Genomic DNA, 26,903 nt, shown 5'->3' on the forward strand with positions numbered 1-26,903 from the left:
CGTGAACCTTTCTTGATGCCTGATGCCTGATGCCTGATGCCTGATGCCTGATGCCGCACCGGGGCATTGCCGTCACGGTCCGCACCTGCCGGGATTCCATTCCCGGGAGAGCCTGGCGGCGTGGTTTATCCGGCTCCGATAACGCGCAACAGTTGCCCGCAGAACCAGGCGGCATAGGTGCCCAGCGCGTAGCCCATCACCGCCAGCAGCACGCCAACCGGCGCCAGGGAGGGGTGGAAGGCCGCGGCGACCACCGGCGCAGATGCGGCGCCACCCACGTTGGCCTGGCTGCCGACCGCCATGAAGAAGGTGGGAGCCTTGATCAGCTTGGCAACCAGCAACAGCAGGCCCGCGTGGACCGCCATCCAGATTGCCCCCAGAAGGAACAGTTCGGGGCTGTCGCGCAGCGCCGTGATATCCATGTGGGTGCCAATGGTGGCAACCAGGAAATAGATGAATACCGAGCCCACCCGGGACGCTCCTGCGCCCTCGAGTTTCTTGGCCGGTGAAAAGGCCATGGCCACGCCCAGGGTAGTGGCAACGACGATCAGCCAGAAAAACTTGCTGGTAAAACTGAACCTGGCCAGCTCTGGTGCATTGGCCTGGAACCACGGCGCCAGGGTGTCAGCAAAAGCGTGGGCTACGGCTGTAATGCCGAAGCCCACCGCTGCGATCAGCATCAGGTCCGGCAGGCTGGGAATCCGGGAGTGCTTTTTCTGGATCGTCTCGACCTTTTCACGCAGTTCCGTGATCGCCGTCGTGTCGGCCCCGCGGCGCGCGTCCAGCTGCTTGGCGTTACCGGCCATGATCAGCAGGGCTGCCATCCAGATGTTGGCAATGATCACATCAACAGCCACCATCGCCGAGAAGACCTGGTCGCCAACGGAGAAAATCTCTTTCATAGCGGTCTGGTTGGCGCCGCCGCCGATCCAGCTGCCGGCCACGGTTGTCATGCCCCGCCAGACAGCCTCGGGGCCGCTGACGCCAAGCAGGTCCGGGTCGAGTTGCGCCATGATCATCAGCGCCAGAGGGCCGCCAATGACAATCCCCAGCGTGCCGGTGAGGAACATAATCAGCGCCTTGGGGCCAAGGCTGACGATGCCCTTCAGGTCAATGCTGAGTGTCAGCAGCACCAGGCTCGCCGGCAACAGGAAGCGTGAGGCCACGTAGTAGAGCTGGGACGCCTCGGCGTCGATGATGCCAAAAGTGGTCAACAGGGAAGGCAGGAAATAGCACAGCAGCAGAGCCGGCACGAAGCGATAGAACCGTTTCCAGAAGCGGTGTTCGCTGCCAGCTGTATAAAAGACAAAACCGAGGATCGCGGCCAGCATGCCGAGAATGATCGCGTCGTTGGTAATCATGGCTACCCGTTCGAGGTCTGTGGATTGGTTTTATTCGTTTATGGTGCGGGCGGCAGGCCCGCTTCAGCCAGATTCCCCTGGCTTTTCCACCTTGCGTACCTGGATCAGTACACCGAAAAGGGGGTGGTCGAGGTAATGCAGCTCGCCGCTACGCATACGCCGTTCCTGTTGCAGCTGTGCCACGTGCGCGGCGTAAACCGGAGCATCGGCCCGTAGCCGCATGGCTCCGGAAGTGCCGGCGGGGCCGGCGGAGAGCTCCAGCGGCTCATCGTCCTGCTGGCGGGAAGGGGTGGGCAGCAGAATGCCGCGCCCGTCCATCGCCGGGCTGGCGAATTCACTCATCCACAGGTTGGTGCTGAGGTGGAGGTAGCGCGATACGCTGACCTTGATGGTCCCCTCCAGCTCACTATGGCGACCATTTGTTTCCCCGCCGGACACCAGGATTGAGGGAGCCCTGCGCTTTTGCCAGAGCCGTTGCTGCCAGGCCTTGTGGAACAGGACCCGGTAACTGCTGGAGCGCTTGAGGGCGGCGGCCTTGTTGTCGAGCTGGGTGGGCACCTGGTCGAGCAGGGGGGCACCATCGTCACCGGTGCTGGAGAAGTCGATCCAGCGACCCGGGTAAGACAGGCGTGGTGCGGCCGGCCAGTCCTCGCGGGCGCCGTCCATGCCTGCTGTGCGGCTGAAGACGATCATCTCTATTTCGAAGGTAGTGCCGGCATAACTGGCGGCCTGGGTGCTGGTAGCGCTCAGGACCATGAGCAGGGCGCTACACAGTTTTAAGAATCGGGTCATGTTGATACCGCTTGCTTTGTTATGTTCGCTCCCCGGCGTCGCAGCTCGGCGCCGGGAGCCACAGTCTATCATTGCGCCAGTTGCTCCAACACTCCTGCAACCTGATTCAGGCGCATGTCCGGGCCCTCTTCATCAAGGGCGAAGCTCAATTGGTTGGCGCCCTGAAGCTGATAGCGGCCGGGCTGGGTCTGGACCAGTTTCACCAGTGTGAGTGGGTCCACGGCAGTTTCCTCCGAGAATTCGATGCGGCCCCGTGCGGCCGAGGCCTCCAGCTTGCGGATACCCATCTGCTCGGCGCGCAGCTTGATTTCGGTGGTGCGGAACAGGTGCTTGACCGGCTCTGGCAGCAGGCCGAAGCGGTCGATCATCTCCACTTGCAGCTCTTTCAGTTCCTGGGTGTCCCCGGCGTTGGCGATACGCTTGTACATCATCAGCCTGCCGTGCACGTCCGGCAGGTAGTCTTCCGGAATCAGGGCCGGTACGCGCAGGTTGACGTCGACCGCAGGTGATTCCAGTGGTTCATCAATATTCGGGGTACGCCCCTCCCGGATTGCTTTCACCGCCTGGTCGAGCATCTCCATGTAGAGCGTGAAGCCGACACTCTGGATCTGGCCGCTCTGTTCCTCGCCGAGTAGTTCACCGGCGCCGCGGATCTCCAGGTCATGGGTGGCCAGGGTGAATCCAGCTCCCAGGTCCTGGGCCTCGCTGATGGCCTCCAGGCGCTTGACCGCATCCGCCGTCATCGAGCGCTTGTGCGGTGTCAGCAGGTAGGCATAGGCCTGGTGGTGCGACCGGCCCACACGGCCGCGCAGCTGGTGCAGCTGGGCCAGGCCGAATTTGTCGGCCCGTTCGATCAGGATGGTGTTGGCACTGGGTACATCGATGCCGGTCTCGATAATGGTGGTGCATACGAGGACGTTGAAGCGCTTGTGGTAGAAGTCGCTCATCACCTGCTCCAGCTCGCGTTCGCGCATCTGGCCGTGGCCGATGCCGATGCGCGCCTCGGGGACCAGTGCCTCCAGTTCCCGGGTAATACGCTCGATGCTCTTGACCTCGTTGTGGAGGAAGTACACCTGCCCGCCGCGCAGAATCTCCCGCAGAATCGCTTCCTTGATCAGGGCTTCGTCCCGCTCACGTACAAAAGTCTTCACCGACAGCCGCCGCGCCGGCGGCGTGGCGATCACCGACAGGTCGCGAATCCCGGCCATGGCCATATTGAGAGTGCGCGGAATCGGTGTGGCGGTCAGTGTGAGGATGTCCACCTCGGCCCGCAGGCTTTTCAGCCGCTCCTTCTGGCGCACTCCGAAGCGGTGTTCCTCGTCAATGATCAGCAGGCCCAGGTTCTTGAAGTCCAGCTCGCTCTGCAGCAGCTTGTGGGTGCCGACCAGGATATCGACCTTGCCGCTCGCGACCCGGTCCTTGACGCCCTCAATCTCCTTGCCGCTGCGAAAGCGCGATATGACTTCGATATTGACTGGCCAGTCGGCGAAGCGGTCCTGGAAGGACTGGAAATGCTGCTGGGCCAGCAGGGTGGTCGGTACCAGCATGGCGACTTGTTTACCTGCATGGGCGGCTACAAATGCGGCGCGCATGGCCACCTCGGTCTTACCGAAGCCCACATCGCCGCAGACCAGCCGGTCCATGGGCTTGTCTGACAGCATGTCGGCCACTACCGCCTCAATGGCCTGCTGTTGGTCCGGAGTCTCCTCAAACGGGAAGCCCGCGGTGAACTCCCGGTAGGACAGCCCCGGGTCGGCAAAAGCGTGGCCCACCCGGGCCTCGCGCCGGGCATAAATGTCGAGCAGCTCGGCCGCGGCATCGCGGACTTTTTCTGCCGCCTTGCGCTTGGCCTTCTGCCACTGTTCGCTACCGAGCTTGTGCTGTGGTGCCAGCGCTTCGTCCGCACCGGAATAGCGGCTGATCAGGTGCAGGCTGGCCACCGGGACGTAAAGCTTGGCCTCGTCGGCATATTCCAGGGTCAGGAATTCCGCCGGCTGGCCATCGATTTCCAGGTGCTGAAGGCCGCGGTAGCGGCCGACACCGTGATCGATATGCACAACCGGTGCACCAATGCGCAGCTCGGCCAGGTTGCGGACCGCGTTCTCGGCGTCATCCTTGGCCTTCTTGCGGCGACGTTGCTGCAATACCCGCTCGCCGAACAGTTGTGGCTCCGCGATTACGTTGATCGCGGGATCCCGCAGGCTCATCCCCTGGTCGATCGGGGCGATGGTCATGCCGTGCGTCTCATCGCTGGCCAGGAATTCAGACCAGGAGTCAAACTGCACCGGCTTCAGGCGGATTCCGTCCAGGAGTTCCAGCAGGGACTCGCGCCGCCCACTGCTCTCAGCGCAGAACAGGACCCGGCCGTTGTACTCCATCAGGTAGCTTTCCAGCGCGGCAAGGGGGTTTTCGGCCTTGCCGTCAACCGGCAGGCTGGGCGGGGTGGCTGTAGGGAAGTTGTGGTTGCCCTCAGCCTCCGGCAGCTCTCCGTCGGAGAAGGTGGCGCGCTTCATCTTTTTCAGGGCGCCGTTGAACTCGTTGATCTCCAGCAGGATCTGCCCGGGCGCCAGGATCGGCCGGGTCAGGTCGCCGCGCCGGCTCTCGTAGCGATTGCTGACTTCCCGCCAGAAGTTTTCCAGTGGTTCCTGGATGTCTCCCTGGAGGAATGCGGTGCTTTCTTCTGGCAGGTAATCAAAGAGGCTGTCACAGCGCTCAAAGAACAGCGGCAAATAATACTCGATGCCGGCCGGGGCAATGCCTGAGCTGATGTCCTGGTAGATGGAAACCTGGCTGGGGTCGCAGTCGAACTGTTCATGCCAGTTTTGCAGGAAGCCGTTGAGTGCGGCCTTGTGCAGGGGAAATTCGCGCGCGGGCAGGAGGTCCACGGTGTCGACGCGGTCCACCGTGCGCTGGGTCTCGGGGTCGAAGGTGCGCAGGCTCTCGATTTCGTCGTCGAACAGGTCGATACGGAAGGGCAGGTCGCTGCCCATTGGGAAGATATCCATCAGGGAGCCCCGCACGGCGAACTCGCCGTGCTCGTATACCGTGTCCACGCAGTGGTAGCCGGCCTGCTCCAGCAGGCGCCTCTGGCTGTTCAGGTCGAATCGCTGGCCCTCCTGCAGCATCAGTGCGTTGCCGGCGACATAGTCGCGGGGAGGCAGCCGGTGCATCAGGGTGCTGACCGGTACGATGACGATGCCGGAGCCCATCTGAGGCAATCGATATAGAGTGGCCAGGCGGTCGGAGATGATGTCCTGATGGGGGGAGAAGGTGTCGTACGGGAGGATCTCCCAGTCGGGGAAATGAATGATCTCCGTCGGCAATCCCCTGTTAAAAAATTTCAGCTGGGCCTCCAGCCGCTGCGCTTCCAGGCTGTCGCGGGCCACCAACAGGGTGGGGCAATCGCTGCGCCGCGCGGCGTTCAGGATCGCCAGCGAGGCCGCCGCGCCGTGCAAGCCGCCCCAGAACTGGCGGTCGTTTCCGGAGCGGAATGGCGGGGGCGAGAGGGGCTGCAAATCTTTCATCTTTCCTTATAAATCCACGCTTTCAGGCGGGCCTCGGCCCGGGCGGTAGCTATTGTAACTGCGAACCGGTTGCGGTGCAGGCCGGGTCATGCCGGTGGTGCCATCGAGGGCTTCGCCGGTGGTGCGCGAACCCATTCCAGGCTCGCGGATTCTTTGGGAGTGAACTGGTAGTTTTACTACAATTTTTTGGTGTTTTTTTGCCCGGTTGCGCCCCTCTCGGCATATCCTGATAATGCGCAGCCACGCGGCCCCGGGAGCCTTTTCCGGCCGCGATTTGCCTGCCTACACAACTGATTGCAGAGGTGTCTGATAGTGACTCAGAAGCGACCCAAGCCCGCGGATTTTTTCAAGGACTGGAAAGAGCGCGAAGCGCTGGCTGAATCCATGATCCCGATGATCGGCAAGCTCAACCGAGAGCGTAACGCCGGCATCTACATGTACGGCCGCAACCTGGTAAACCGCTCCGTGTTGAGCATCATGAAGGCACACCGCTTTGTGCGGCAGGTGGAGGGTAATGAACTCTCCGAGTGGGAAACCTACCCGGTGCTGGAAGCCATTACCAAGCTGGACCTGGGCCCGGTACATATTGACCTGGGCACATTGACCAACAAGTACATGCGCGATGACCGCGGCATGTCCGTGGACGAGTTTGTGCGCGCGGAGCTGGCCGGTGCCGAGGGTGCCGGCAAGCCTATCCCGGAACCGCGGGATGTGGTGATTTATGGTTTCGGGCGTATCGGGCGCCTGGTGGCGCGCCTGCTGATCGAGAAGGCGGGTAGTGGCGACGTGCTGCGCCTGCGCGCCATCGTGCTGCGCAAGGGCAATGCGGACAACGACCTGGTCAAGCGCGCCTCGCTGCTGCGTCGCGACTCTGTACACGGCGCCTTCAAGGGCACCATCCGTGTGGATGAGGAGACCAGCTCGCTGATCTGTAACGGCAACGAGATCAAGGTGATCTATGCCAACTCCCCGCAGGAGGTCGATTACACCGCACACGGCATCCACGACGCCATCGTAGTGGACTCCACCGGTGTGTGGCGCGACGAGGCGGGCCTGAGCCAGCACCTGGAGAGCCCCGGCGCTTCCAAGGTGATCCTCACGGCGCCCGGCAAGGGCGACATCAAGAACATCGTTTACGGCATCAACAATGATGACATCAAGGACGATGACAAGATCATCTCGGCCGCCTCCTGTACCACCAATGCGATTGTGCCGGTCCTGAAGGCGATGATGGATGGCTTTGGCGTCGAGCACGGCCACGTGGAAACCGTGCATGCCTACACCAATGACCAGAACCTGATCGACAACTATCACAAGGGTGAGCGTCGCGGTCGTGCCGCCGCACTGAACATGGTGCTGACCGAGACCGGTGCCGCCAAGGCGGTGGCCAAGGCGCTGCCGGAGCTGAAGGGCAAGCTGACCGGTAATGCCATCCGGGTCCCGACCCCCAACGTGTCCATGGCGATCCTCAACCTGCGCCTCGGTAAAAGCACCACCAAGGAAGAGCTCAACGAGTACGTCCGCGAAGTGGCCCTGCACTCGCCGCTGCGCCAGCAGATCGATTACACCAACAGCCCGGAAGTGGTTTCCTGTGACTTCGTGGGGTCCCGCCGCGCCTGCGTGTTCGACTCGAATGCGACCATTGTCGAGGATGACAATGCGGTGCTCTACTGCTGGTACGACAACGAGTTCGGCTACAGCTGCCAGGTGGTGCGTTGCCTGGAGGATATGGCCGGCGTTCGGTACAAGTTGTTCCCGAAGCGCGACTGATGTTCGTGTCCCGGCGGTCATTGTGACCGCCGGCCCTGCCGGCGTCATGCCGGCGGGGCCGATTTTCCGGGCTTCCCCCGCGATTCCTCATCTCAAATCCTTGTTTTTCCAGCAAAATTTTCCCTCTGATTGGTCATTTCGGCCGCTTCTGCTCTGGTAAAGCAACGGGCCCATCTTTATAATGCGCGCGATTTTAGTGGGGCCACCGTGCGCCGAGATTGTTCCTCCCGCCCGGCCAACGGGTGACAGCGGTTTAAGTCCTCGCAGAGCGTGAATTCCTGGATGCAGCCCCGGGCTTCCGGCAGGTGCCGGAGGTTTGGTCGCTGCATTCGCATACTTTCTTAAACTAGTAACTTAGGCATAGGCGTATGAGAAAGATCCGTCGGGGATTGGAATTACCCATATCCGGCGCGCCCGAGCAGGCCATCCATGATGGCCCTGCGCTCAAGACCGTCGCTGTGCTCGGCCCCGATTACCACGGGATGAAGCCGACCATGGCGGTGGCAGAGGGGGATAGCGTCAAACTGGGGCAGCTGCTGTTTACCGACAAGAAGACCGAGGGTGTGCGCTATACCGCGCCCGCGGCCGGTAAGGTGGTCGCCATCAATCGCGGTGCCCGCCGTGCACTGCAGTCTGTAGTGATCGAGATAGACGGCGATGAGGCCGAGCAGTTCGCTTCCTACAGCGCCGACCAGCTCAAGACCCTGACTGCGGAGCAGGTGCGGGAGAATCTGGTGCAGTCCGGTCTCTGGACCGCCCTGCGTACCCGTCCGTACAGCAAGGTGCCGGCCCTGGATGCCGAGCCGTCCGCGGTCTTTATCAATGCCATGGATACCAACCCGCTGGCGGGTAACCCGGCACTGGTGATCGCAGAGCAGCGCGATGCCTTCTCCCGCGGTGTCGAAATCCTGGCCAAGCTGGCGCCGAAGACCTTTGTCTGCACCGCGCCGGATGCCGATATCCCGGTTCCCGAGATGCCCGGTGTCAGTCGCGAGGCCTTTGCCGGCCCGCACCCGGCCGGCCTGTCCGGAACCCACATCCACTTTCTCAATCCGGTCAAGCCCGGTCGCAGCGTTGTGACCATTGGCTACCAGGATGTTATTGCGGTCGGCAAGCTGTTCGAGACCGGACGCCTGTTCACCGATCGCGTGGTGGCCCTGGGTGGCCCGCAGGTGGAAAAGGCGCGCCTGCTGCGCACCCGCCTGGGCGCGAACCTCGAGGAGCTGACCGCAGGTTCCCTGAAAGAGGGCGATAACCGCATTATCTCCGGTTCGGTATTCGGTGGTCACAAGGCCAGCGGCCCGCTGGGGTATCTTGGACGCTACGCCAACCAGGTGAGCGTACTGGAAGAGGGCAATGAGCGCCCCTTCCTGCATTACCTGCGCGCAGGCAACAAGCGCTTCTCCGCACTGCCGATCTACCTCTCGCGGCTGTTCAAGAACCGCAAGTTCAACTTTACCACCAGCACCAATGGGTCCGAGCGGGCCATGGTGCCGATCGGTGCCTACGAGCGCATCATGCCGCTGGATATTCTGCCCACACAGCTGCTGCGCGCACTGATTGTGGGGGATACCGCGACTGCCCAGCAGCTGGGCGCGCTGGAGCTGGACGAAGAAGATCTGGCCCTGTGTACCTTCATTTGTCCGGGCAAGTATGAATACGGCCCCATTTTGCGGGACAACCTGACCCGTATTGAGAAGGAGGGTTAAGGATGCTGCGCAAATTCCTCGATTCCATTGAGCCGCATTTCCATAAAGGCGGCAAATACGAAAAGTTCTACGCGCTCTACGAGGCGATCGACACTGGCCTGTTCCAGCCCGCGGACCGCACCAAAACCACCGCCCATGTGCGTGACGGCATCGACCTGAAGCGCATCATGATCAGTGTGTGGGCCTGCGCGATGCTGGCTGCCTTCTGGGGCATGTGGAATATCGGTTATCAGTCCAACCTGATTATTGCCGATATGGGCACCACCGGGTTTGACGGTTGGCGCCATGCCATTATCGGCGCGCTGAGCAGCTACAACCCCGCGAGCACCTGGGACAACTTCGTATACGGAGCCATGTTCTTCCTGCCTATTTACCTGACCACGTTTATCGTGGGCGGTATCTGGGAAGTGCTGTTCGCCGCGGTGCGGGGCCATGAGGTCAACGAAGGGTTCTTCGTCACCTCCATCCTGTTTGCACTGAGCTGCCCGCCGGACCTGCCGTTGTGGCTTGTGGCGATGGGTATCAGCTTTGGCGTTGTGATCGGCAAGGAAGTGTTCGGTGGTACCGGCAAGAACTTCCTCAACCCGGCGCTGACCGGCCGTGCATTCCTGTACTTTGCCTACCCGGCCTCCATGTCCGGTGACATGGTGTGGACCGCCGTCGACGGTTACTCCGGCGCTACCGCGCTGTCCGTGCTCGCCAATGAGGGTGTGCAGAATGGTGTGATCGCCGCTGCCTCCGGCCCGCTGACCTGGTGGGATGCCTTCTTCGGCAACATGCACGGTTCCATCGGTGAGACCTCGACCTTTGTCATCCTGATCGCCGGCGCGATCCTGATGAGCATGAAGATCGCCAGCTGGCGCATCGTGGCCGGCACACTGCTGGGTATGATGGCAACCGCCACGCTGTTCAACTTTATCGGTTCCGAGACCAACCCGTTCTTCAATGTGCCCTGGTACTGGCACCTGGTTGTTGGCGGTTTCGCGTTCGGCCTGATCTTCATGACCACCGACCCGGTATCCGCGGCCATGACCAATATGAGCCGCTGGTACTACGGCATCCTGATCGGGGTCATGACCGTGCTGATCCGCGTTGTGAACCCGGCCTTCCCGGAAGGCATCATGCTGGCGATCCTGTTCGCCAACCTGTTCGCCCCGCTGTTTGACCACTTTGTGGTGCAGTCTCATATCAAACGGAGGTTGGCACGTGGCTAATAAAGAAACTGTAAAAGGAACGCTGATCGTAGCCCTGGTGCTGTGTATCGTGTGTTCCGTCGTGGTCTCCACCGCGGCTGTCATGCTGAAGCCCATGCAGCAGGCGAATGCCGCGCTGGACCTGAAGCGCAACGTCCTGCTGGCCGGTGGCCTGATCGATCCCGACCAGGCGGGCAAGGCGGCGGTAGAGGAGGCGTTTGCAAACGTCACCAAGAAGTACGTCGACCTGCGCACTGGCAAGTTCACCGACGAGAAGCCCGCTGGCGGCAGTGGCCGCGCTGCGGCCAAGGTTCCGTCGGCCAGTGAAAAGCTGACCCCGGAGCAGGATATTGCCAAGATCATCCGTCGCGAGAACATCAAGGAAGTTTTCGTGGTGGAAAAGAATGGCGAGCTCGAGAAGATCATCCTGCCGATCCGCGGCTACGGCCTGTGGGGACAGCTGTATGGCTTCCTGGCCCTGCAAAGTGACCTGAACACCGTTGCCGGCCTGGGCTTCTATGAGCACAAGGAAACCCCGGGACTGGGTGGCGAAGTTGACAATCCCAACTGGAAAGCGATCTGGGAAGGCAAGGAAGTCTACGACCAGGACGGCGATGTCGCCCTGAGCGTCATCAAGGGGAGTGTCGACAAAGATACCCCGAATGCCCAGTACAAGGTCGACGGCCTGTCCGGCGCAACCCTGACCAGCAAGGGCGTCGACAACCTGGTGGAATTCTGGCTCGGGCGTGAGGGCTATGGTCCCTTCCTGAACAACCTGAAAGCAGGGGAGGCGTAAGCATGAAAATCAAAGACACTCTGCTGGAACCGATTTTCAACAATAACCCCATCGCGCTGCAGATCCTGGGTATCTGTTCCGCCCTGGCGGTAACCAGCTCGCTGAAAGTGACGCTGGTAATGTGTGTGGCACTGACCCTGGTCACCTGCTGCTCCAACGTGCTGGTGTCGCTGATCCGCAAGCAGATCCCGGGCAGTATCCGCATCATCGTGCAGATGACCGTGATTGCGTCGCTGGTAATCCTGGTGGACCAGGTGATCAAGGCACTGGCCTACGACATCTCCAAGCAGCTGTCCGTATTTGTCGGCCTGATCATTACCAACTGCATCGTGATGGGCCGTGCTGAAGCCTTCGCCATGAAAAACGGCCCGGTGGCCAGTTTCTTCGACGGCCTGGGTAACGGCCTTGGCTACAGTGTGATCCTGATTGGCCTGGCCGTGATCCGTGAGCTGTTCGGTGCCGGCAAGCTGCTGGGTGTGGAGATCCTGCAGACCGTGAACAACGGCGGCTGGTACGTACCCAACGGCATGCTGCTGCTGCCGCCGAGCGCATTCTTCCTGATCGGCCTGTTTATCTGGGCGCTGCGTACCTGGAAGCCGGCACAGGTGGAAGAGGACGAGTTCAAGATTGCGCATAACACCAAAGCGCAGGAGGCCTGATAAGTGGAACATTATATTTCTCTGATTGTTCGGGCCGTGTTCGTCGAGAACATGGCGCTGGCCTTCTTCCTGGGTATGTGTACCTTCCTCGCCGTCTCCAAGAAGATCGAGGCTGCTGTTGGCCTGGGCGTTGCGGTTATCGTGGTTCTGACCCTGACCGTCCCGGTGAACAACCTGATCTACACCTACCTGTTGAAAGACGGTGCCCTGGCGTGGGCGGGTTACCCCAACGTTGACCTGAGCTTCCTCGGCCTGCTGTCCTACATTGGCGTAATTGCGGCCCTGGTACAGATCCTGGAGATGTTCCTGGATAAATACGTGCCGGCGCTCTACAACGCCCTGGGTGTATTCCTGCCGCTGATTACCGTGAACTGCGCCATCATGGGTGCGTCCCTGTTCATGGTGGAGCGCGAGTACAACTTCGGCGAGAGTGTGGCTTACGGCTTCGGTGCCGGCCTCGGCTGGGCACTGGCGATTACCGCACTGGCGGGAATCCGCGAAAAACTCAAGTACAGTGATGTACCGGATGGCCTGAAGGGTCTGGGTATCACCTTTATCACCGTTGGTCTGATGTCGCTCGGCTTCATGTCCTTCGGTGGTATCGATATCTAATCGGGGGAGCGCAATACGATGAATCTGGAAATTATTCTCGGCGTTGCGATGTTTACCGTCATCGTGCTGGCACTGGTGGCGGTAATCCTCGTTGCCCGTTCCCGCCTGGTAAACACCGGCGACGTCAATATCCTGGTTAACGGTGAGAAGACCCTCACCGTGCCGGCCGGCGGCAAGCTGCTGCAGACGCTGGCGGCCAACAACCTGTTCCTGGCCTCCGCCTGTGGTGGCGGTGGCAGCTGTGCGCAGTGTGTGTGCAAGGTCACTGCCGGTGGTGGCGATATGCTGCCCACCGAAGCGGCCCATTTCACCCCGCGTGAGGCGAAAGAAGGAAAGCGCCTGTCCTGCCAGGTGGCAGTAAAGCAGGATATGGAGATCGAGGTGCCCGAAGAGGTGTTCGGTGTGAAGCAGTGGGAGTGCACTGTGGAATCCAACCCGAACGTGGCCACCTTTATTAAAGAGCTGACCCTGAAGCTGCCGGAAGGTGAGAACGTAGACTTCCGCGCTGGTGGTTACGTGCAGCTGGAGGCTCCGCCCCACCACGTTAAATTCTCCGATTTCGACATCGAGGAAGAGTACCGTGGAGACTGGGAGAACTTCGGTTTCTTCAACCTGGAGTCCAAGGTGAGCGAGCCGGTGGTGCGGGCCTATTCCATGGCCAACTACCCGGAAGAGAAGGGCGTGGTGAAGTTCAACATCCGTATCGCCACCCCGCCGCCCCGCACCGAAGGTGTACCGCCGGGCCAGATGTCTTCCTACGTTTTCAACCTGAAGCCGGGCGACACCATCCGCGTTTACGGTCCCTTTGGTGAGTTCTTTGCCAAGGACACCGATAATGAGATGGTATTTATTGGCGGCGGCGCCGGTATGGCACCGATGCGCTCCCATATCTTTGACCAGCTGAAGCGCCTGAACTCCACGCGCAAGATCAGCTTCTGGTATGGCGCGCGCTCCCTGCGTGAGATGTTCTACGAGGACGACTACAACGGCCTGCAGGAAGAGTTCGATAACTTCCAGTGGCACGTTGCCCTGTCCGATCCGCAGCCGGAAGACAACTGGAGTGGCTACACCGGGTTTATCCATAACGTGGTTTATGAAAACTACCTGAAGGATCACCCGGCACCGGAAGACTGCGAGTACTACATGTGCGGGCCGCCCATGATGAACGCTGCTGTTATCAACATGCTGAAGGATCTCGGCGTTGAAGATGACAACATCATGCTGGATGACTTTGGCGGCTGATCGGAGTGATTGATTTGCCCAGAGCAGTTAAACACCCGATAACAACAAAAACAGGGCCCGCATTCCGGGCCCTGTTTTTGCTTTTGTGCCTGGTGTCCGTGGCGGCCTGTTCGCCCGGTGGTGAAACCTGGAAGCTGACAGGCCCCACCATGGGGACCCGCTATCACCTGACGATTGTGGATGCGCCGGATGGCGTGACCCGTGAGGGACTGCAGTCACTGGTGGACAGCGAGCTTGTGGCGGTCAACCAGGAGATGTCCACCTATATACCGGATTCAGAATTGATGCAGCTCAATGACGGTCCGGTTGGTGAACCGGTTCCGGTCAGCGCGCCGCTGGCCGAGGTCGTGGGCCTGGCACTGGATATCTATCGCCGCAGCGAGGGCGCATTCGATATTACCGTGGGTCCACTGGTGAACCTGTGGGGGTTTGGCCCCACGCCGGAGCCGCAACAGGTCCCCGCACAGGCGGAAATTGACAGCCTGCTGGCCCAGCTTGGTTCCGATGCGCTGGTGCTGGAACGCAAGCCTGACCGGCTGACCCGCAAGCGTCCGGTCCAGCTTGACCTGTCGGCGATTGCCAAGGGCTATGGGGTTGACCGGGTTGCACGCCTGCTGGATGACTTGGGTGTTGCCAATTACCTGGTGGAAATCGGCGGGGAACTCCGTACCCGCGGCCACAACCCCGATGGACGGGAATGGCGCATCGGTATCGAAAGCCCGACAACCGCGGGGCATGTCGTTCACAAACCGGTACGGGTGAGCAACCGGGCGGTGGCCACCAGTGGGGATTACCGGAATTATTACGAGCGCGATGGCGTCAGGTATTCCCATAGTATCGATCCGCGCACCGGGCGGCCGCTGTCCCACCAGCTGGCCTCGGTCACGGTGATCGCCGACAACTGCGCCGAGGCGGACGGCCTCGCTACCGCGTTGAATGTGATGGGCGCGGATGCGGGGTTACAATTGGCTGAGCGGGAGGGCCTGGCCGTATTTATGCTGGTTAAGACCAAAGATGGTTTCGAAGAGCGTTACAGCAGCGCATTTGCTCCCTACCTGGAGGAGTCTGAGACGTGACTATTTATATTTTTGCATTCGTTGCCATGATCCTGATCGTGGCCGGGATGGCGGTGGGTGCCATCTTCCAGAACAAGCCGTTGAAGGGATCCTGCGGTGGCCTCAATACGCTGGGCCTGAAAGAGAACTGCGACATCTGCGGCGGCGATGACGATGAGTGTCGCAAGGAGCAGGAGCGCCAGGAGAAACTGTCGCAGCAGGCGGACCTGGCTTACGACGCAACCAGGAAGCACTGATCAGGACTCATGGTTTGGCGGGCGCGCAGGGTGCGCCCGCAGGGTGGACCTTGTCGGGTTCCCTGGCGGCAACCCGCCGTTTCTAAAATAAAACAGAACCACAATTATCAAGAGCTGGTAGATGGCAGAACAGAAATTTGACCTGGTAGTGATCGGATCCGGCCCCGCAGGGGAAGCGGCGGCGATGAGCGCAGCCAAGAAGGGCATGCGGGCGGCAGTCATAGAGAAGCGCCCGGCGGTGGGTGGCAACTGTACCCACAAGGGCACCATTCCCTCCAAGGCGTTGCGCCACTCCGTCAAACAGCTTATGCGCTACAACACCCAGCCGGTATTCCGTGCGTTGGGTGAGCCTTGCCGGCTGTCATTCCCCCAGGTGATGGAGTCAGTCCATAAGGTCATCAACTACCAGGTGGAAATGCACACCAGCTTTTATGCCCGCAACCGGGTTGAGCTGATTCTCGGTGAAGCCCGTTTCCGCGATGCGAATACCATCGAGGTTCAGTTGCAGGATGGCGCTGTAGAGGTACTCAAGGCCGACAAGTTTGTCATCGCCACCGGCTCGCGCCCGTACCGTCCGGCGGATGTGAACTTTGACCATCCGCGGGTTTACGACAGCGACACCATCCTGGAAATGCAGCACACCCCGCATTCCATGATGATCTACGGCGCCGGTGTGATTGGTTGCGAGTATGCCTCCATCTTCGCCGCACTGGGGATCAAGGTCGACCTGATCAATACCCGTGGCAGCCTGCTGGAATTCCTCGATGATGAGATTTCCGACGCACTGAGCTACCACCTGCGGGATATGGGCGTGACCGTCCGCCACCAGGAGGAGTACGCCAAGGTGGTGCCCACCGATAACGGCGTCATCATGGAGATGCAGTCCGGTAAGCGGATCCACGCGGACGCGCTCCTGTGGTGTAACGGGCGCTCGGGCAACACAGGCTCACTGGGCCTCGATAATGTCGGCCTGGAGGCCAACCACCGCGGGCAGCTGACCGTCGATGAGCACTATTGCACCGACGTGGACAGCATCTACGCCGTGGGCGATGTCATCGGCTGGCCGAGCCTGGCCAGCGCCTCCTACGACCAGGGCAGGGCGGTAGCCGCAGCTATCGCCGGTCGCGGGCACCGGGTGATCGAGGATGCACCCACCGGGATCTACACCCTGCCGGAGATTTCCTCCGTGGGCCAGACCGAGTCTGAGCTGACTGCCGCCCGGGTGCCTTACGAAGTTGGGCGGGCGCTGTTCAAGCACACGGCGCGGGCGCAGATTTCCGGCGAGCGCGTGGGTATGCTGAAGATCCTGTTCCATATCGAAACCCACGAGATCCTGGGCATTCACTGTTTCGGCGCCGAGGCAGCGGAAATTGTGCACATTGGCCAGGCGATCATGAAACAGCCATCGCCCAACAACGTGATCGATTTCTTCGTGAACACCACCTTCAACTACCCGACCATGGCGGAGGCCTATCGCAGTGCTGCCCTGGACGGTCTTAACCGGGTAATGCGACTGTGAGCGAGCCATCGCCCAGTGAGTTCCGTGAACTGGTGAAGGGATTCTTCGAGCAGATTCCCTTTAACCGGCAGATTGGGCTGGAGATGCAGGAGCTGGACCTGGAGAACCTCCGGCTCTCAGCGTCATTTGAGCTGCGCCCGGAGCTGATTGGTAATATCTGGAAAGAAATCCTGCATGGCGGGGTGATTGCCACGGCACTGGATACAGTGGGTGGCCTGACGGCCATGGTGGCTGCCTACCAGCGTATGGGGGATATTCACTGGAAGGAGAAAACCGAGCGGTTATCGAAGCTTGGTACGGTGGATATGCGGGTGGATTACCTGAAGCCGGGCAGGGGAGACCGGTTCCTGTGTCACGGCTCCATCCTTCGCGCCGGTAACAAGCTGGTGGTTACCCGGATGGAACTGCACAATGATGCGGAAGAGCTGATCGCCACCGGCACCGCTACCTTCCTGTACTGAGTAGCCTGGCGCTGGAAGCAGGCTCTGGCTGGAGGGCGGGGTGCGCCCTCCCATCGCTGCGGATCAGCCTCGCGGCTTGTTGACGACGTGCAGCACCTTGTCCCACTCAAAGTAAACGTAGAAGTCCGCATACTCCCAGCGTGAAATGGCCGGGTCGCCGACCGGGCCCTGGATGCCAACCGGCTCGCCCAGGCGAGCGGTCACCTGGTCCTTGTCCAGTCCCCGCATGGTGGATGCCTCGGCAACCTGGCCCTGTTCCCCCACGGGTACTTCAACAGTCTCGGCCAGGCTCCCAGAGGAGGCCCCGAGCGCGAGGCCCACTGCCAGTGCACCGAGCCAGGACAGGGGAGCTCCGCGAATCAGTTTATTATGCATTTTTGTTCTCCGGCGAACAGGTTCCTTCGTCATTCTGAAGCTGGCCAGCTTCCCGGCCATTAAAGCAGATATTGTGCCTAAACATTTGGCATTATTCACGTTTTTAGTCTGGCCCGGGATCGGCCAGCCATCGCTGGCCCGGGGATCGGATTGCCTGTGCTAGGCTGATAGAAGAATCCTGTCCTGCGGATAGTCACGGATGCGACTCGCCCATTTCCTCTCCATACCCGGGGTGTTGCTTGGCACCATTTTCTTTGCACTGTCACTGACCCCCTCATTGATCCCCCGCGATGACGTGATGCAGGGCATTGTGTCGGGGATATCGTTCGCCGCCGGCTATGGCATCGGTGTATTCCTGGTCTGGTTGTGGCGTTTCCTTGAGCTCCCCGTGCCGCGTGACGGCGCCCGCAGGGTGATCGGGTGGGCCACAGCGGTGGCCTGCGTATTGCTGGCGCTCGCTTTCCTGTGGCAGGCAACCCGATGGCAGAACTCTGTGCGGTCCCTGATGGGCCTGGAGGCGGTCGATAGCAGCCGGCCGGTGACCGTTACCCTGGCCGCGCTGGCAATTTTCCTGGTCATTCTCCTGTTGGCGCGGCTCTTCCACCGCATCATGCGCTTCCTGTCCCGCCACCTGGAACGCTTCATTCCCCGGCGGGTCTCCCTGTTGCTGGGACTGGTGGCGGCATTCGCGCTGTTCTGGGCGGCGGTCAATGATGTACTGATCAATGCCGGTCTGCGCACGGTCGATTCCATCTACCAGAAACTCGATGCCCGCATCGCGCCGGATATGCCGGCACCGGAGAACCCGGACAGTCCCGGGGGCGCCAATTCCCTGGTGCGATGGCAGGATATGGGGCACCAGGGGCGACAGTACCTGGCCCTGCGGCCGACAGAGGCCGATATCCGCGAGGTGGCTGGCAGGGCCCTCGAGCCGATCCGCGTCTACGTGGGGCTCAATGCGGCGGAAACGCCGGAGGCGCGCGCCAAACTGGCGCTCGATGAGTTTATCCGGGTCGGGGGCTTCGAGCGCTCGGTGGTGATCCTGATTACACCTACCGGGACCGGCTGGGTGGACCCGGGAGCCATCAATTCCGTCGAGTTCCTGCACCGGGGTGATATCGCCAGTGTGGCAATGCAGTATTCCTACCTGCCGAGCCCGATTGCACTGATGACGGAAGATGCCTACGGGCGGGAGTCGGCAGAGGCCCTGTTTCAAGCCATTTACGGCCACTGGCGGTCGCTGCCCCGCGATTCCCGGCCCCGGCTGTACCTCTTTGGCCTTAGCCTGGGCGCGCTCAATTCCGACCGCTCTTTCGACTTCTACGACATCATTGATGATCCCTTCCACGGTGCCCTGTGGACCGGGCCGCCTTTCCGCACCGATACCTGGCGCGCGGTGACCGCCAACCGCGATCCCGGTTCACCCGCCTGGTTGCCCGAGTTTGGCGATGGTGCCGTGGTGCGGTTCGGCAATCACTTCGGCGGTTATGACCGGGGCAGCGCCCCCTGGGGGGATTTCCGCCTTGCCTTCCTGCAGCACTCCAGCGACCCGATTGTCTTCTTTACCCCGGATGCGCTGTTCCGCAAGCCGGCGTGGATGAACAAGCCGCGCGGGCCCGAAGTCTCGCCGGACCTGCAGTGGTATCCCATCGTCACCATGTTCCATCTGGCGGCGGACATGCATGCCGGTATCGCGCCGATGGGCTTTGGTCACAGCTATGCCCCTGCCGATTACGTCCGTGCCTGGCTGGCACTGACCGAACCGCAGGGGTGGGGGGAAGCGGACCTGGACCGACTGCGCGAGAAGCTGAAGGGATACAACAAGCGGTAAATGTGTCCAATTCCTTGGATTTCTCGCGTCATATCCGTTTAAATCACGTCTTATGATCGCCTCTCGAGACCTGCCGGGATGTCGCCGGGCAGCTGATGGCCAGTCTGGACTGCAAGGCTGTGCAAGTCCGGAGGCGGATGGCCACTGGCCGCAATGGGCGAACTGAGCGCCGCAACCGCCCCGCAATGGAGTTATGTGAATTATGTGGGTCCGTCCCGTCCCCCTCTTTATTGGCCTGCGTTACGTAGCCGCCCGCCGCCGGCAGCAGTTTATCTCTTTTATCAACGGCTTCTCGCTACTGGGGATGGCACTGGGCGTCATGGCCCTGATCGTGGTGACGTCAGTGATGAACGGTTTCGACCGTGAGCTGAAAACCAGGATCCTCAGTGTGGTGCCCCACGGTTTTGTGGAGAAAGAGGGCGGCCTTGAGGACTGGCGCGATGCAGCCCGGCAGCTTGTGCAGCAGCCCCACGTGGAGGCAGCGAGCCCGTTTGTGCGCGGTTTTGCCCTCCTGGGTTCCGGCAATGAGAGCCACGGGGTGGAGTTCCAGGGCGTGGACCCCACGGCGCTGCGTGAAGTAAGCGAGGTGGGTGAGCATATGGTGCTGGGCAGCCTCGACAGCCTGCAGCCACGCAGTTACAACATCGTGCTGGGGCGTATCCTCGCGCGCCAGCTCAATGTGATTCCCGGGGACAGTGTCATCCTCACTCTGCCGGAAGTGGTGATTACCCCGGCCGGCATCTTTCCCCGCACCAAGCGCTTTACTGTCAGCGGCGTTTTCTCTGTCGGTGCCCAGGTGGACCAGAGCATGGCCCTGGTGCATATCGAGGATGCGGGCCGCCTGTTGCGGATGCCCGGAAAGGCGCAGGGCCTGCAGTTGCGCTTCGACGATATGAACAACGCCCTGGGCAGGGTCTCCGGCTACGCCGAGGCGCTGGGTGAGGGCTTCAGCGGTGAGGACTGGAGCAAGTCCCAGGGCAGCCTGTTCCAGGCGGTGAAAATGGAAAAAACCGTAGTGACGCTGATGCTGATGATCATCGTTGCGGTGGCCGCATTCAATATTGTGTCCGCGCTGGTACTGATGGTCGCCGACAAGCGCTCGGACATTGCCGTGCTCCGCACATTGGGGCTGACATCGCGGCAGATCATGGGTGTGTTTGTGGTGCAGGGCAGCGCCATCGGTATTATCGGCGCCGTCGCCGGGGCGCTCCTGGGCATCCTGATCGCCCTCAACCTGACCGACATGGTGAGCTGGGTAGAGAACGTCCTGGGTGCGAAAATCTTTGATCCGCGCGTCTTCTTCGTCAGCTTCCTGCCCTCGGAATTCCGTACCGCAGACGCAGTCACTGTGCTGACCGCAGCGATCCTGATGAGCCTCCTGGCGACCCTGTTCCCCGCCTGGCGGGCCGCTCAGATCGAGCCGGCGGAGGCACTGCGCTACGAGTAAAAGCACCGAACGAATAATGCATCCCGGAATGCGGCCCGCCGGAAAACGGTCGCCGCTACCGACAATGAAAATGACTGGCACCAATAAATGATGAACAGCCAAGTAGAATTGCAAGACAAGCCGCACACCGGCAACGATATGCAGAGCGATGCAGTGGTACTGTCCTGCCGCAACCTGCGTAAATCCTATCGGCAGGGCAGCAACGAGCTCGAGGTGTTGCGCGGCGTCGAGCTGGAGGTCCGCCGGGGTGAAAAGCTCGCGATTGTCGGGGCCTCGGGCTCCGGCAAGTCGACCCTGCTCAACCTGCTCGGTGGGCTGGATACGGCCACTTCGGGTGAGGTCCAGGTGGCGGGAAAAGACCTCGCCACGCTGAATGCCAATGAGCGTGGCTGGCTCCGCAACAGCAGCCTCGGTTTTGTTTACCAGTTTCACCACCTGCTGGGCGAGTTCTCCGCCCTTGAAAACGTGGCGATGCCGCTGCTGATCGGCAAGCGTGCGGTATCTGAAGCCCGGGAAGAGGCCGCGGCCATGCTGCGGGCCGTGGGTCTGGGTGAGCGCCTCGACCACAAGCCCTCGCAACTCTCCGGTGGCGAGCGCCAGCGGGTTGCCATCGCCCGCGCGCTGGTGACGCACCCGGCCTGTGTACTCATGGACGAACCCACCGGTAACCTGGACCGGGCCACCGCCAGGGAGATCCACGGCCTGATGGACAGGCTCAACCGGGAGCTGGGTATCAGCTTTGTCATCGTCACCCACGACCCGGACCTGGCGGCGGCACTGGACCGCACGCTGCACCTGATTGATGGGCGGCTGGAGAGCGACTGGCAGCAGGGTGACCATGTTTAAGCCGCTGCCCACATATATCGGCCTGCGTTATGCGGGCGCACAGCGTCGCGGTGAGGACTCCGCGGGACTGGTGTCTTTCATTTCCGGCCTGTCCATGGTGGGGTTGATCCTGGGCGTGGCCCTGATGATCGTGGTGATGTCCGTGATGAACGGTTTCGATCGCGAGTTGCGCGACCGCATCCTCGGCATCATGCCCCATGCAACCATCTACAACAGCAGTCCCGATGTCGACTGGCCGGCGATCCGGGACCAGCTGGCGGCGAGCCCGGCCGTGGAAGCGGCCGCCGAGGTGTGGCAGGTCAATGCCATGGCGCGCAAGGGCAGGGAGGTCACCCCCCTGCTGGTCCAGGGCATCAATCCGGACACCATTACGCGGGTCTCCAATATCGGTGAATTCGTTTCGCCGGACAGCTTCGCCGCGCTGCAGAACCCGGCGGAGCCGGGCGTGATCCTGGGGCGCGGCCTGGCCGACAAGCTGGAAGTGACCGCAGGGGAGCACCTGTCCCTGATTGTGCCCAACAGTGCCGGGGCCGAGGGCGGTCGCCGCGCCGCGCGCCTGGCGGGCTTCAAGGTGGTGGATGTGTTCCACTCCGGTACCGCGCTGGATCACAGCCTGGCCCTGCTGAGCTGGGAGCAGGCGCGCCGCCTCGCTGGCGGTGCCGGTGGGGCCGGGGTCCAGCTGCGCGTGGGTGACATGCTGCAGGCAAACTGGATCATGCGCCAGCTGCTCGGTGAGCTGCCGGCAGAGAATTTCTATGGCAGTGACTGGAGCCGTACCCACGGCAACCTCTACCAGGCGATCCAGATGTCCCGCAACCTGGTGGGGCTCCTGGTGTTGCTGATTATCGCCATTGCCGCCTTCAACGTGGTGTCCACCCTGGTGATGGTGGTGATCGACAAGCACAGCGATATCGCCATCCTGCGTACCATGGGTGCCAGCACCCGCGAGATCCTGCTGACGTTTGTCAGCCAGGGGGCGCTGGTGGGGCTGGTCGGCGCCACCCTGGGTGGCCTGCTGGGTGTGCTTGGGTCACTGGTGGTGACGGACCTGGTGGCGGGCCTGGAATCCCTGTTCGGTATCCAGTTTCTCAAGTCGGATGTCTACCCGGTGGACTACCTGCCGTCCGAGCTCCAGTGGGACGATGTGGCGCTGGTGGTAGGGGCTGGCTTTGTCCTCAGCCTGGTGGCCACCCTCTACCCGTCATTGCAGGCGAGCCGGGTGCAGCCCGCGGCGGCGTTGCGCAACGAACAATAATGATGGCGGGATTCAGGCTGTAGGGAAGGGGGCAGAAGGCTATGGATGGTGACAAAGGTAAAGCAGCGAGAGGAGAGGGTTTCACCCGATTTATGGCGGCCATACACCGGCCGTCGATTGTCTGGTGGCCGTTCCCTTTCCTGCGCCCGGAAGACGGTGAGCCGTTCGGGCGTTTCAGGCTGTTTACCTGCACGACCCTATATCCGCTCTACCTGTGGTCGTTTGTGTCAGTGATTCTGTTTTTGAAGAAGGGCCTGGGAACTGCAGAGTTGTTGCCGCTGCTGGGCGTCCTGCTCGGCTTTTTCCTCATCTATTATTCCGTAGTAGCCCATTGCTGGAACCGGGTTCATGGTCCCGGGCGGCAGCGGGTTTCAATGGATCGCTGATCGCCGCGCCAGGCGCATCTTCCAGCGTTTCACCACATGCCAGCGCCACAGGGCCTGCATGCCGAAATAAGAGACCGCCGCAAAGAAGATCCCGCTCAACAGTGAGCCGAAGAACAGCGGCAGCCAGATCTTGCCCACCTCGCCGGTCAGCCATTCCCACGACAGCTCCAGCCTGAAGTCCAGGGGCGGTGTGCCCAGGATCCAGGCACCCAGCTTGTAGGTGCTGTAGAAAATGGCCGGCATGGTAATCGGGTTACTGATCCACACCAGGATCATCGAGAGCGGCAGGTTACAGCGGAACCACAGCGCCAGCAGCGCGGCGATCACCATCTGGCCCGGCAGCGGCAGGAAACTGGTGAAGACACCCACTGCAAAGGCGACCGATACCGAGTGGCGGTTCAGGTGAAAGAGGTTGGGATCGTGCAGCAGGGTCCCCAAGAAGCCCAGACCCCTGTTGGCCCGCACCTGTTCGGGAGTCGGCAGCCAGCGCCTGATGATACTTTTCGGCATAACGTCACTGTACACGGAGACCGGCGGCCCGGACGAATATGATTCAACGTTCAGGGGAAGTCGGCGGGTCCGGTCCGCCGCCTGTCCTTGCACACTCTCAAGAATAGATTGTGGCCGGCTGGGCGGCACGGCCCAGCCTTTGCGGGCGCTATTATGCCCGCTCAGCGCGCTTAAGACTACTCTTGTGCCAATCGTCCCGCAAAGCCCGTTATTGTCAACAATTGAGTACGTTTTAACTGGTTGACTGGGATAACCTCGTACATTATTGTGGCTTTCAATTCAGGATTGTCGACAATCCTGTGGCCTGTCGGAGATCTTCCCTTGAAAGCAGCACCGTCACAGAACGCCGTCACCGGCCAGAGCCTGGCAGACCGTCTGTTTGAGACGTTGCGCGGAGAGATCGTGGAGGGGCGGATCGCCGCCGGCAGCAAGGTCAGCGAGCCGGAGCTGGCGCGTCGCTTTGAAGCCAGCCGGGGCAGCCTGCGCGAGGCGCTGATGCGGCTCGAGTCACTGGGCCTGCTGGAGCGCCGGGTGAATGTCGGCGCCCGGGTGGTGGACCTGACCGAGCGCGGCCTGCTGGAACTCTATGACGTGCGGGAAGCGCTTGAGGGCATGGCCTGCCGGCTGGCGGCCAGCCAGCGCACAGACGCCGACCTGGCGGAACTCCGGCGGATGCTCGAGCACCATGAGCAGCAGGAAGAGCTGCGGGCCGGTACCGCCTATTTCCAGCCCGAGGGCGATTTCGACTTCCATTTCCGCATCGTGCAGGCCTCCGGCAACGACCTGCTGATCGACACCCTGTGCAACCGCCTGTATTACCGGGTGCGCATGTACCGGTACCAGCTGGGTATGGCCAGCCCCCGTGCCCAGCGGGCCTTCCGTGAACACAGTCATATCATCGAAGCCATCGAGGCCGGGGACGGTGACCTGGCGGAGCTGCTGATGCGCCGCCATATCCGCGCCTCCCGGCAAAACATAGAAAACAAACTGAGGTAGCCAATGAGCCACACTCTCTCTGCTGGCGCGCGCTTTCGCCGTGCCCTCGCCGAAAACAACCCGCTGCAGGTGGTGGGGACCATCAATGCCTACAGCGCCATCATGGCGGAGCGTATCGGCCACAAGGCGATTTACCTGTCCGGTGGCGGGGTGGCCAATGCCTCTTACGGCCTGCCTGACCTGGGCATGACGAGCCTGGACAACGTGCTCGAGGACGTACGCCGCATCACCGCCGCCAGCGAACTGCCGCTGCTGGTGGATATCGATACCGGCTGGGGCGGTGCCTTCAATATTGCCCGTACCATCAAGGAAATGATCCGTGCCGGTGCCGGTGCGGTACACATCGAGGATCAGGTGGCGCAGAAGCGCTGTGGCCACCGCCCGAACAAGGAAATCGTCAGCAAGGAAGAGATGGTCGATCGCATCAAGGCGGCGGTTGACGCCCGTACCGACGACGATTTCTTTATCATGGCCCGTACCGACTCCTTTGCCCAGGAAGGGCTCGACGCCGCCATCGAGCGCGCCCAGGCCTGCATCGAGGCCGGTGCCGACGGCATCTTCGCCGAGGCGGTCACCGAGCTGGAGCATTACCGCGCGTTCAAGGATGCGCTGAATGTGCCCATCCTCGCCAACATCACCGAGTTCGGCAAAACCAGGCTCTACAACAAGGCAGAGCTGGCGGAGTCCGGTGCTGATATGGTGCTGTACCCGCTGTCGGCCTTCCGCGCCATGAACAAGGCCGCGGAAAACGTCTACACCAGCATCCTGGAAAACGGCGACCAGCAGGCGGTGGTGGACACCATGCAGACCCGCGCCGAACTGTACGACTACCTGAATTACCACGACTTCGAGCAGAAGCTCGACGACCTGTTCAAGAAGTAAACCCGAGTTCGATATTTACCCATCGCCATACCGGGCCCCGGCATGGCGAAGCAAAAATTCTTTCCTAAAAAAGGGGATCAGAAGATGGCAGAGAAAAAAGTAGGAGGCGCCGGCCTGCGTGGCCAGGTTGCCGGTAAAACCGCACTTTCCACCGTTGGCAAAAGCGGTTCAGGCCTCACTTATCGCGGCTATGACGTCAAGGACCTGGCAGAACGCTGCGAGTTCGAGGAAGTCGCTTACCTGATCTTCAACGGCGAGCTGCCCACCAGTGCGCAGCTGGCAGATTACAAGGGCACCCTCAAGGGCATGCGCGGCCTGCCGCAGGCGCTGAAGGAAGTGCTGGAGCGCATCCCCGCCGACGCACACCCGATGGATGTGATGCGCACCGGCTGCTCCATGCTGGGCAACCTGGAGGGCGAGGAGTCCTTCGACCAGCAGTACGACCGCGCCAACCGCCTGCTGGCGGCGTTCCCGTCCATCATCTGCTACTGGTACCGCTATACCCACGACGGCGTGCGTATCGAGACCGAGACCGACGACGATTCCATCGGCGGCCACTTCCTGCATATGCTGCGCGGTGAGAAGCCGAACGAGCTGCACGCGCAGGTGATGAACGTTTCCCTGATCCTGTACGCCGAGCACGAGTTCAACGCGTCCACCTTTACCGCGCGCGTCTGTGCCTCCACCCTGTCCGACCTGTTCAGCTGCATTACCGGCGCCATCGGCTCCCTGCGTGGCCCGCTGCACGGCGGCGCCAACGAGGCGGCCATGGAATTGATCGAGAAGTTCTCCTCCGCCGACGAGGCCGAGAAAGGGCTGCTGGGCATGCTGGAGCGCAAGGAAAAGATCATGGGCTTCGGCCACGCGGTCTACACCGAGTCCGACCCGCGCAACGCCATCATCAAGCAGTGGGCCGAGAAGCTGGCCGCCGATGTTGGCGACGAAGTCCTGTACCCGGTTTCCGTGCGCTGTGAAGAGGTGATGTGGCGCGAGAAGAAGCTGTTCTGTAATGCCGACTTCTTCCACGCTTCCGCGTACCACTTTATGGGCATTCCCACCAAGCTGTTTACGCCGATCTTCGTGATGTCCCGCGTTACCGGCTGGGCCGCCCACGTGTTCGAGCAGCGTGCCGACAACCGCATTATCCGCCCGAGCGCGGAATATGTGGGGCCGGAGCTGCGTAAAGTGACGCCGATCGCCGAGCGCGGCTAATCGCGTTTAACGGCCACCGGCCGTGAGGGTTGTGCCGCTGCTCAGGTGCAGTGGCGGCCCGGCCGCCGGTGACCGCCCCCGCGACCCGCCGTAAACCCATCCATGGGGGCTTGTCTGCGAGATCCCTCTCGCAGACAGTCGCGGGGGCAGCCACCGTCAACCGGGCCTTCCCATTGCCCAGCGGTGGTTGTCTGCATTCGGTTGGATTGCCGT

At 61.5% G+C, this 26,903-nt stretch carries 24 protein-coding genes; 19 read left to right on the forward strand and 5 right to left on the reverse strand.

All coding sequences use genetic code 11. The features are described from left to right. Positions 1-125: 125 nt before the first annotated feature. From LVD11_RS03205 to mfd, 3 genes are all read right to left on the reverse strand, one after another. Positions 126-1,361 (reverse strand): DUF819 family protein, encoded by a 1,236-nt coding sequence (locus tag LVD11_RS03205; protein WP_237056025.1) that lies wholly within the window; start codon positions 1,359-1,361, stop codon positions 126-128. A 63-nt stretch (positions 1,362-1,424) separates the two neighbouring features. Then, on the reverse strand, positions 1,425-2,153 hold the full coding sequence (locus LVD11_RS03210) for a CsiV family protein (protein ID WP_237056034.1): 729 nt from the start codon (positions 2,151-2,153) through the stop codon (positions 1,425-1,427). 68 nt (positions 2,154-2,221) lie between these two features. Next, positions 2,222-5,677 (reverse strand): transcription-repair coupling factor, encoded by a 3,456-nt coding sequence (gene mfd, locus LVD11_RS03215; protein WP_237056041.1) that lies wholly within the window; start codon positions 5,675-5,677, stop codon positions 2,222-2,224. Positions 5,678-5,986: 309 nt separating this feature from the next. Here mfd and LVD11_RS03220 point away from each other — a divergent pair, with 309 nt between their 5' ends. From LVD11_RS03220 to LVD11_RS03270, 11 genes are all read left to right on the forward strand, one after another. Next, positions 5,987-7,447 carry a glyceraldehyde-3-phosphate dehydrogenase gene (locus tag LVD11_RS03220; RefSeq protein WP_439651270.1) on the forward strand — a complete coding sequence of 487 codons (1,461 nt, stop codon included), beginning with the start codon at positions 5,987-5,989 and terminating at the stop codon, positions 7,445-7,447. 368 nt (positions 7,448-7,815) lie between these two features. Further along, complete coding sequence (locus tag LVD11_RS03225) at positions 7,816-9,156, forward strand: Na(+)-translocating NADH-quinone reductase subunit A (RefSeq protein ID WP_237056043.1); 1,341 nt, start codon at positions 7,816-7,818, stop codon at positions 9,154-9,156. 2 nt (positions 9,157-9,158) lie between these two features. Then, positions 9,159-10,370 (forward strand): NADH:ubiquinone reductase (Na(+)-transporting) subunit B, encoded by a 1,212-nt coding sequence (locus LVD11_RS03230; protein WP_237056045.1) that lies wholly within the window; start codon positions 9,159-9,161, stop codon positions 10,368-10,370. Then, positions 10,363-11,145, forward strand: coding sequence for a Na(+)-translocating NADH-quinone reductase subunit C (locus tag LVD11_RS03235; protein WP_237056047.1), 783 nt, complete (start codon positions 10,363-10,365; stop codon positions 11,143-11,145). The genes LVD11_RS03230 and LVD11_RS03235 overlap by 8 nt, the downstream gene beginning before the upstream one ends. 2 nt (positions 11,146-11,147) lie before the next feature. Further along, on the forward strand, positions 11,148-11,804 hold the full coding sequence (locus LVD11_RS03240) for an NADH:ubiquinone reductase (Na(+)-transporting) subunit D (RefSeq protein WP_237056049.1): 657 nt from the start codon (positions 11,148-11,150) through the stop codon (positions 11,802-11,804). Positions 11,805-11,807: 3 nt separating this feature from the next. After that, complete coding sequence (nqrE, locus tag LVD11_RS03245) at positions 11,808-12,416, forward strand: NADH:ubiquinone reductase (Na(+)-transporting) subunit E (RefSeq protein WP_237056051.1); 609 nt, start codon at positions 11,808-11,810, stop codon at positions 12,414-12,416. An 18-nt stretch (positions 12,417-12,434) separates the two neighbouring features. Next, positions 12,435-13,658, forward strand: a complete 1,224-nt coding sequence (gene nqrF / locus LVD11_RS03250) for an NADH:ubiquinone reductase (Na(+)-transporting) subunit F (protein ID WP_237056052.1) — start codon at positions 12,435-12,437, stop codon at positions 13,656-13,658. Between the two features lie 98 nt (positions 13,659-13,756). Further along, positions 13,757-14,734, forward strand: a complete 978-nt coding sequence (locus LVD11_RS03255; RefSeq protein ID WP_237056055.1) for an FAD:protein FMN transferase — start codon at positions 13,757-13,759, stop codon at positions 14,732-14,734. Further along, on the forward strand, positions 14,731-14,970 hold the full coding sequence (gene nqrM, locus LVD11_RS03260) for a (Na+)-NQR maturation NqrM (RefSeq protein WP_237056059.1): 240 nt from the start codon (positions 14,731-14,733) through the stop codon (positions 14,968-14,970). Before LVD11_RS03255 ends, nqrM begins: the two co-directional genes overlap by 4 nt. Positions 14,971-15,091: 121 nt before the next feature. After that, entirely contained in the window at positions 15,092-16,489 is a 1,398-nt protein-coding gene (gene sthA / locus LVD11_RS03265; RefSeq protein WP_237056069.1) for a Si-specific NAD(P)(+) transhydrogenase, read from the forward strand. Next, entirely contained in the window at positions 16,486-16,950 is a 465-nt protein-coding gene (locus tag LVD11_RS03270) for a thioesterase family protein (protein WP_237056071.1), read from the forward strand. The genes sthA and LVD11_RS03270 overlap by 4 nt, the downstream gene beginning before the upstream one ends. 63 nt (positions 16,951-17,013) lie before the next feature. On the opposite strand, the gene LVD11_RS03275 is transcribed toward LVD11_RS03270, so the two are convergent. Further along, positions 17,014-17,325, reverse strand: a complete 312-nt coding sequence (locus tag LVD11_RS03275; protein ID WP_237056073.1) for a hypothetical protein — start codon at positions 17,323-17,325, stop codon at positions 17,014-17,016. 199 nt (positions 17,326-17,524) lie between these two features. Between LVD11_RS03275 and LVD11_RS03280 the strand changes: the two genes are divergently transcribed. From LVD11_RS03280 to LVD11_RS03300, 5 genes are all read left to right on the forward strand, one after another. Beyond that, complete coding sequence (locus tag LVD11_RS03280) at positions 17,525-19,156, forward strand: alpha/beta hydrolase (protein ID WP_237056082.1); 1,632 nt, start codon at positions 17,525-17,527, stop codon at positions 19,154-19,156. Positions 19,157-19,358: 202 nt separating this feature from the next. Next, positions 19,359-20,603: a lipoprotein-releasing ABC transporter permease subunit gene (locus tag LVD11_RS03285; RefSeq protein ID WP_237056091.1), complete on the forward strand. Its 1,245-nt coding sequence runs from the start codon at positions 19,359-19,361 to the stop codon at positions 20,601-20,603. Positions 20,604-20,693: 90 nt separating this feature from the next. After that, complete coding sequence (lolD, locus tag LVD11_RS03290; RefSeq protein ID WP_237057085.1) at positions 20,694-21,449, forward strand: lipoprotein-releasing ABC transporter ATP-binding protein LolD; 756 nt, start codon at positions 20,694-20,696, stop codon at positions 21,447-21,449. Next, complete coding sequence (locus LVD11_RS03295; RefSeq protein ID WP_237056093.1) at positions 21,442-22,704, forward strand: lipoprotein-releasing ABC transporter permease subunit; 1,263 nt, start codon at positions 21,442-21,444, stop codon at positions 22,702-22,704. The genes lolD and LVD11_RS03295 overlap by 8 nt, the downstream gene beginning before the upstream one ends. A 92-nt stretch (positions 22,705-22,796) precedes the next feature. Next, on the forward strand, positions 22,797-23,090 hold the full coding sequence (locus LVD11_RS03300) for a hypothetical protein (RefSeq protein ID WP_237056095.1): 294 nt from the start codon (positions 22,797-22,799) through the stop codon (positions 23,088-23,090). Here LVD11_RS03300 and LVD11_RS03305 read toward each other — a convergent pair. Beyond that, entirely contained in the window at positions 23,076-23,600 is a 525-nt protein-coding gene (locus tag LVD11_RS03305; protein WP_237056097.1) for a DUF2062 domain-containing protein, read from the reverse strand. The genes LVD11_RS03300 and LVD11_RS03305 overlap by 15 nt on opposite strands. 321 nt (positions 23,601-23,921) lie before the next feature. On the opposite strand from LVD11_RS03305, the gene LVD11_RS03310 reads away from it, so the two are divergent. The 3 genes from LVD11_RS03310 to prpC all read left to right on the forward strand — a co-directional run bounded on the left by LVD11_RS03310 (position 23,922) and on the right by prpC (position 26,690). Beyond that, positions 23,922-24,596 (forward strand): GntR family transcriptional regulator, encoded by a 675-nt coding sequence (locus LVD11_RS03310; protein WP_237056099.1) that lies wholly within the window; start codon positions 23,922-23,924, stop codon positions 24,594-24,596. Positions 24,597-24,599: 3 nt separating this feature from the next. Further along, a complete protein-coding gene (prpB, locus tag LVD11_RS03315; RefSeq protein WP_232942732.1) occupies positions 24,600-25,478 on the forward strand; it encodes a methylisocitrate lyase in 879 nt (292 codons plus the stop codon). A gap of 84 nt (positions 25,479-25,562) precedes the next feature. Beyond that, the gene (prpC, locus tag LVD11_RS03320) at positions 25,563-26,690 is read left to right on the forward strand and encodes a bifunctional 2-methylcitrate synthase/citrate synthase (RefSeq protein ID WP_237056101.1); all 1,128 of its coding nucleotides are present in this window, start codon (positions 25,563-25,565) and stop codon (positions 26,688-26,690) included. The last annotated feature ends 213 nt before the right edge of the window (positions 26,691-26,903 follow it).

The sequence above is a fragment of the Microbulbifer sediminum genome, assembly GCF_021729035.1.
Classification (GTDB): domain Bacteria; phylum Pseudomonadota; class Gammaproteobacteria; order Pseudomonadales; family Cellvibrionaceae; genus Microbulbifer; species Microbulbifer sediminum.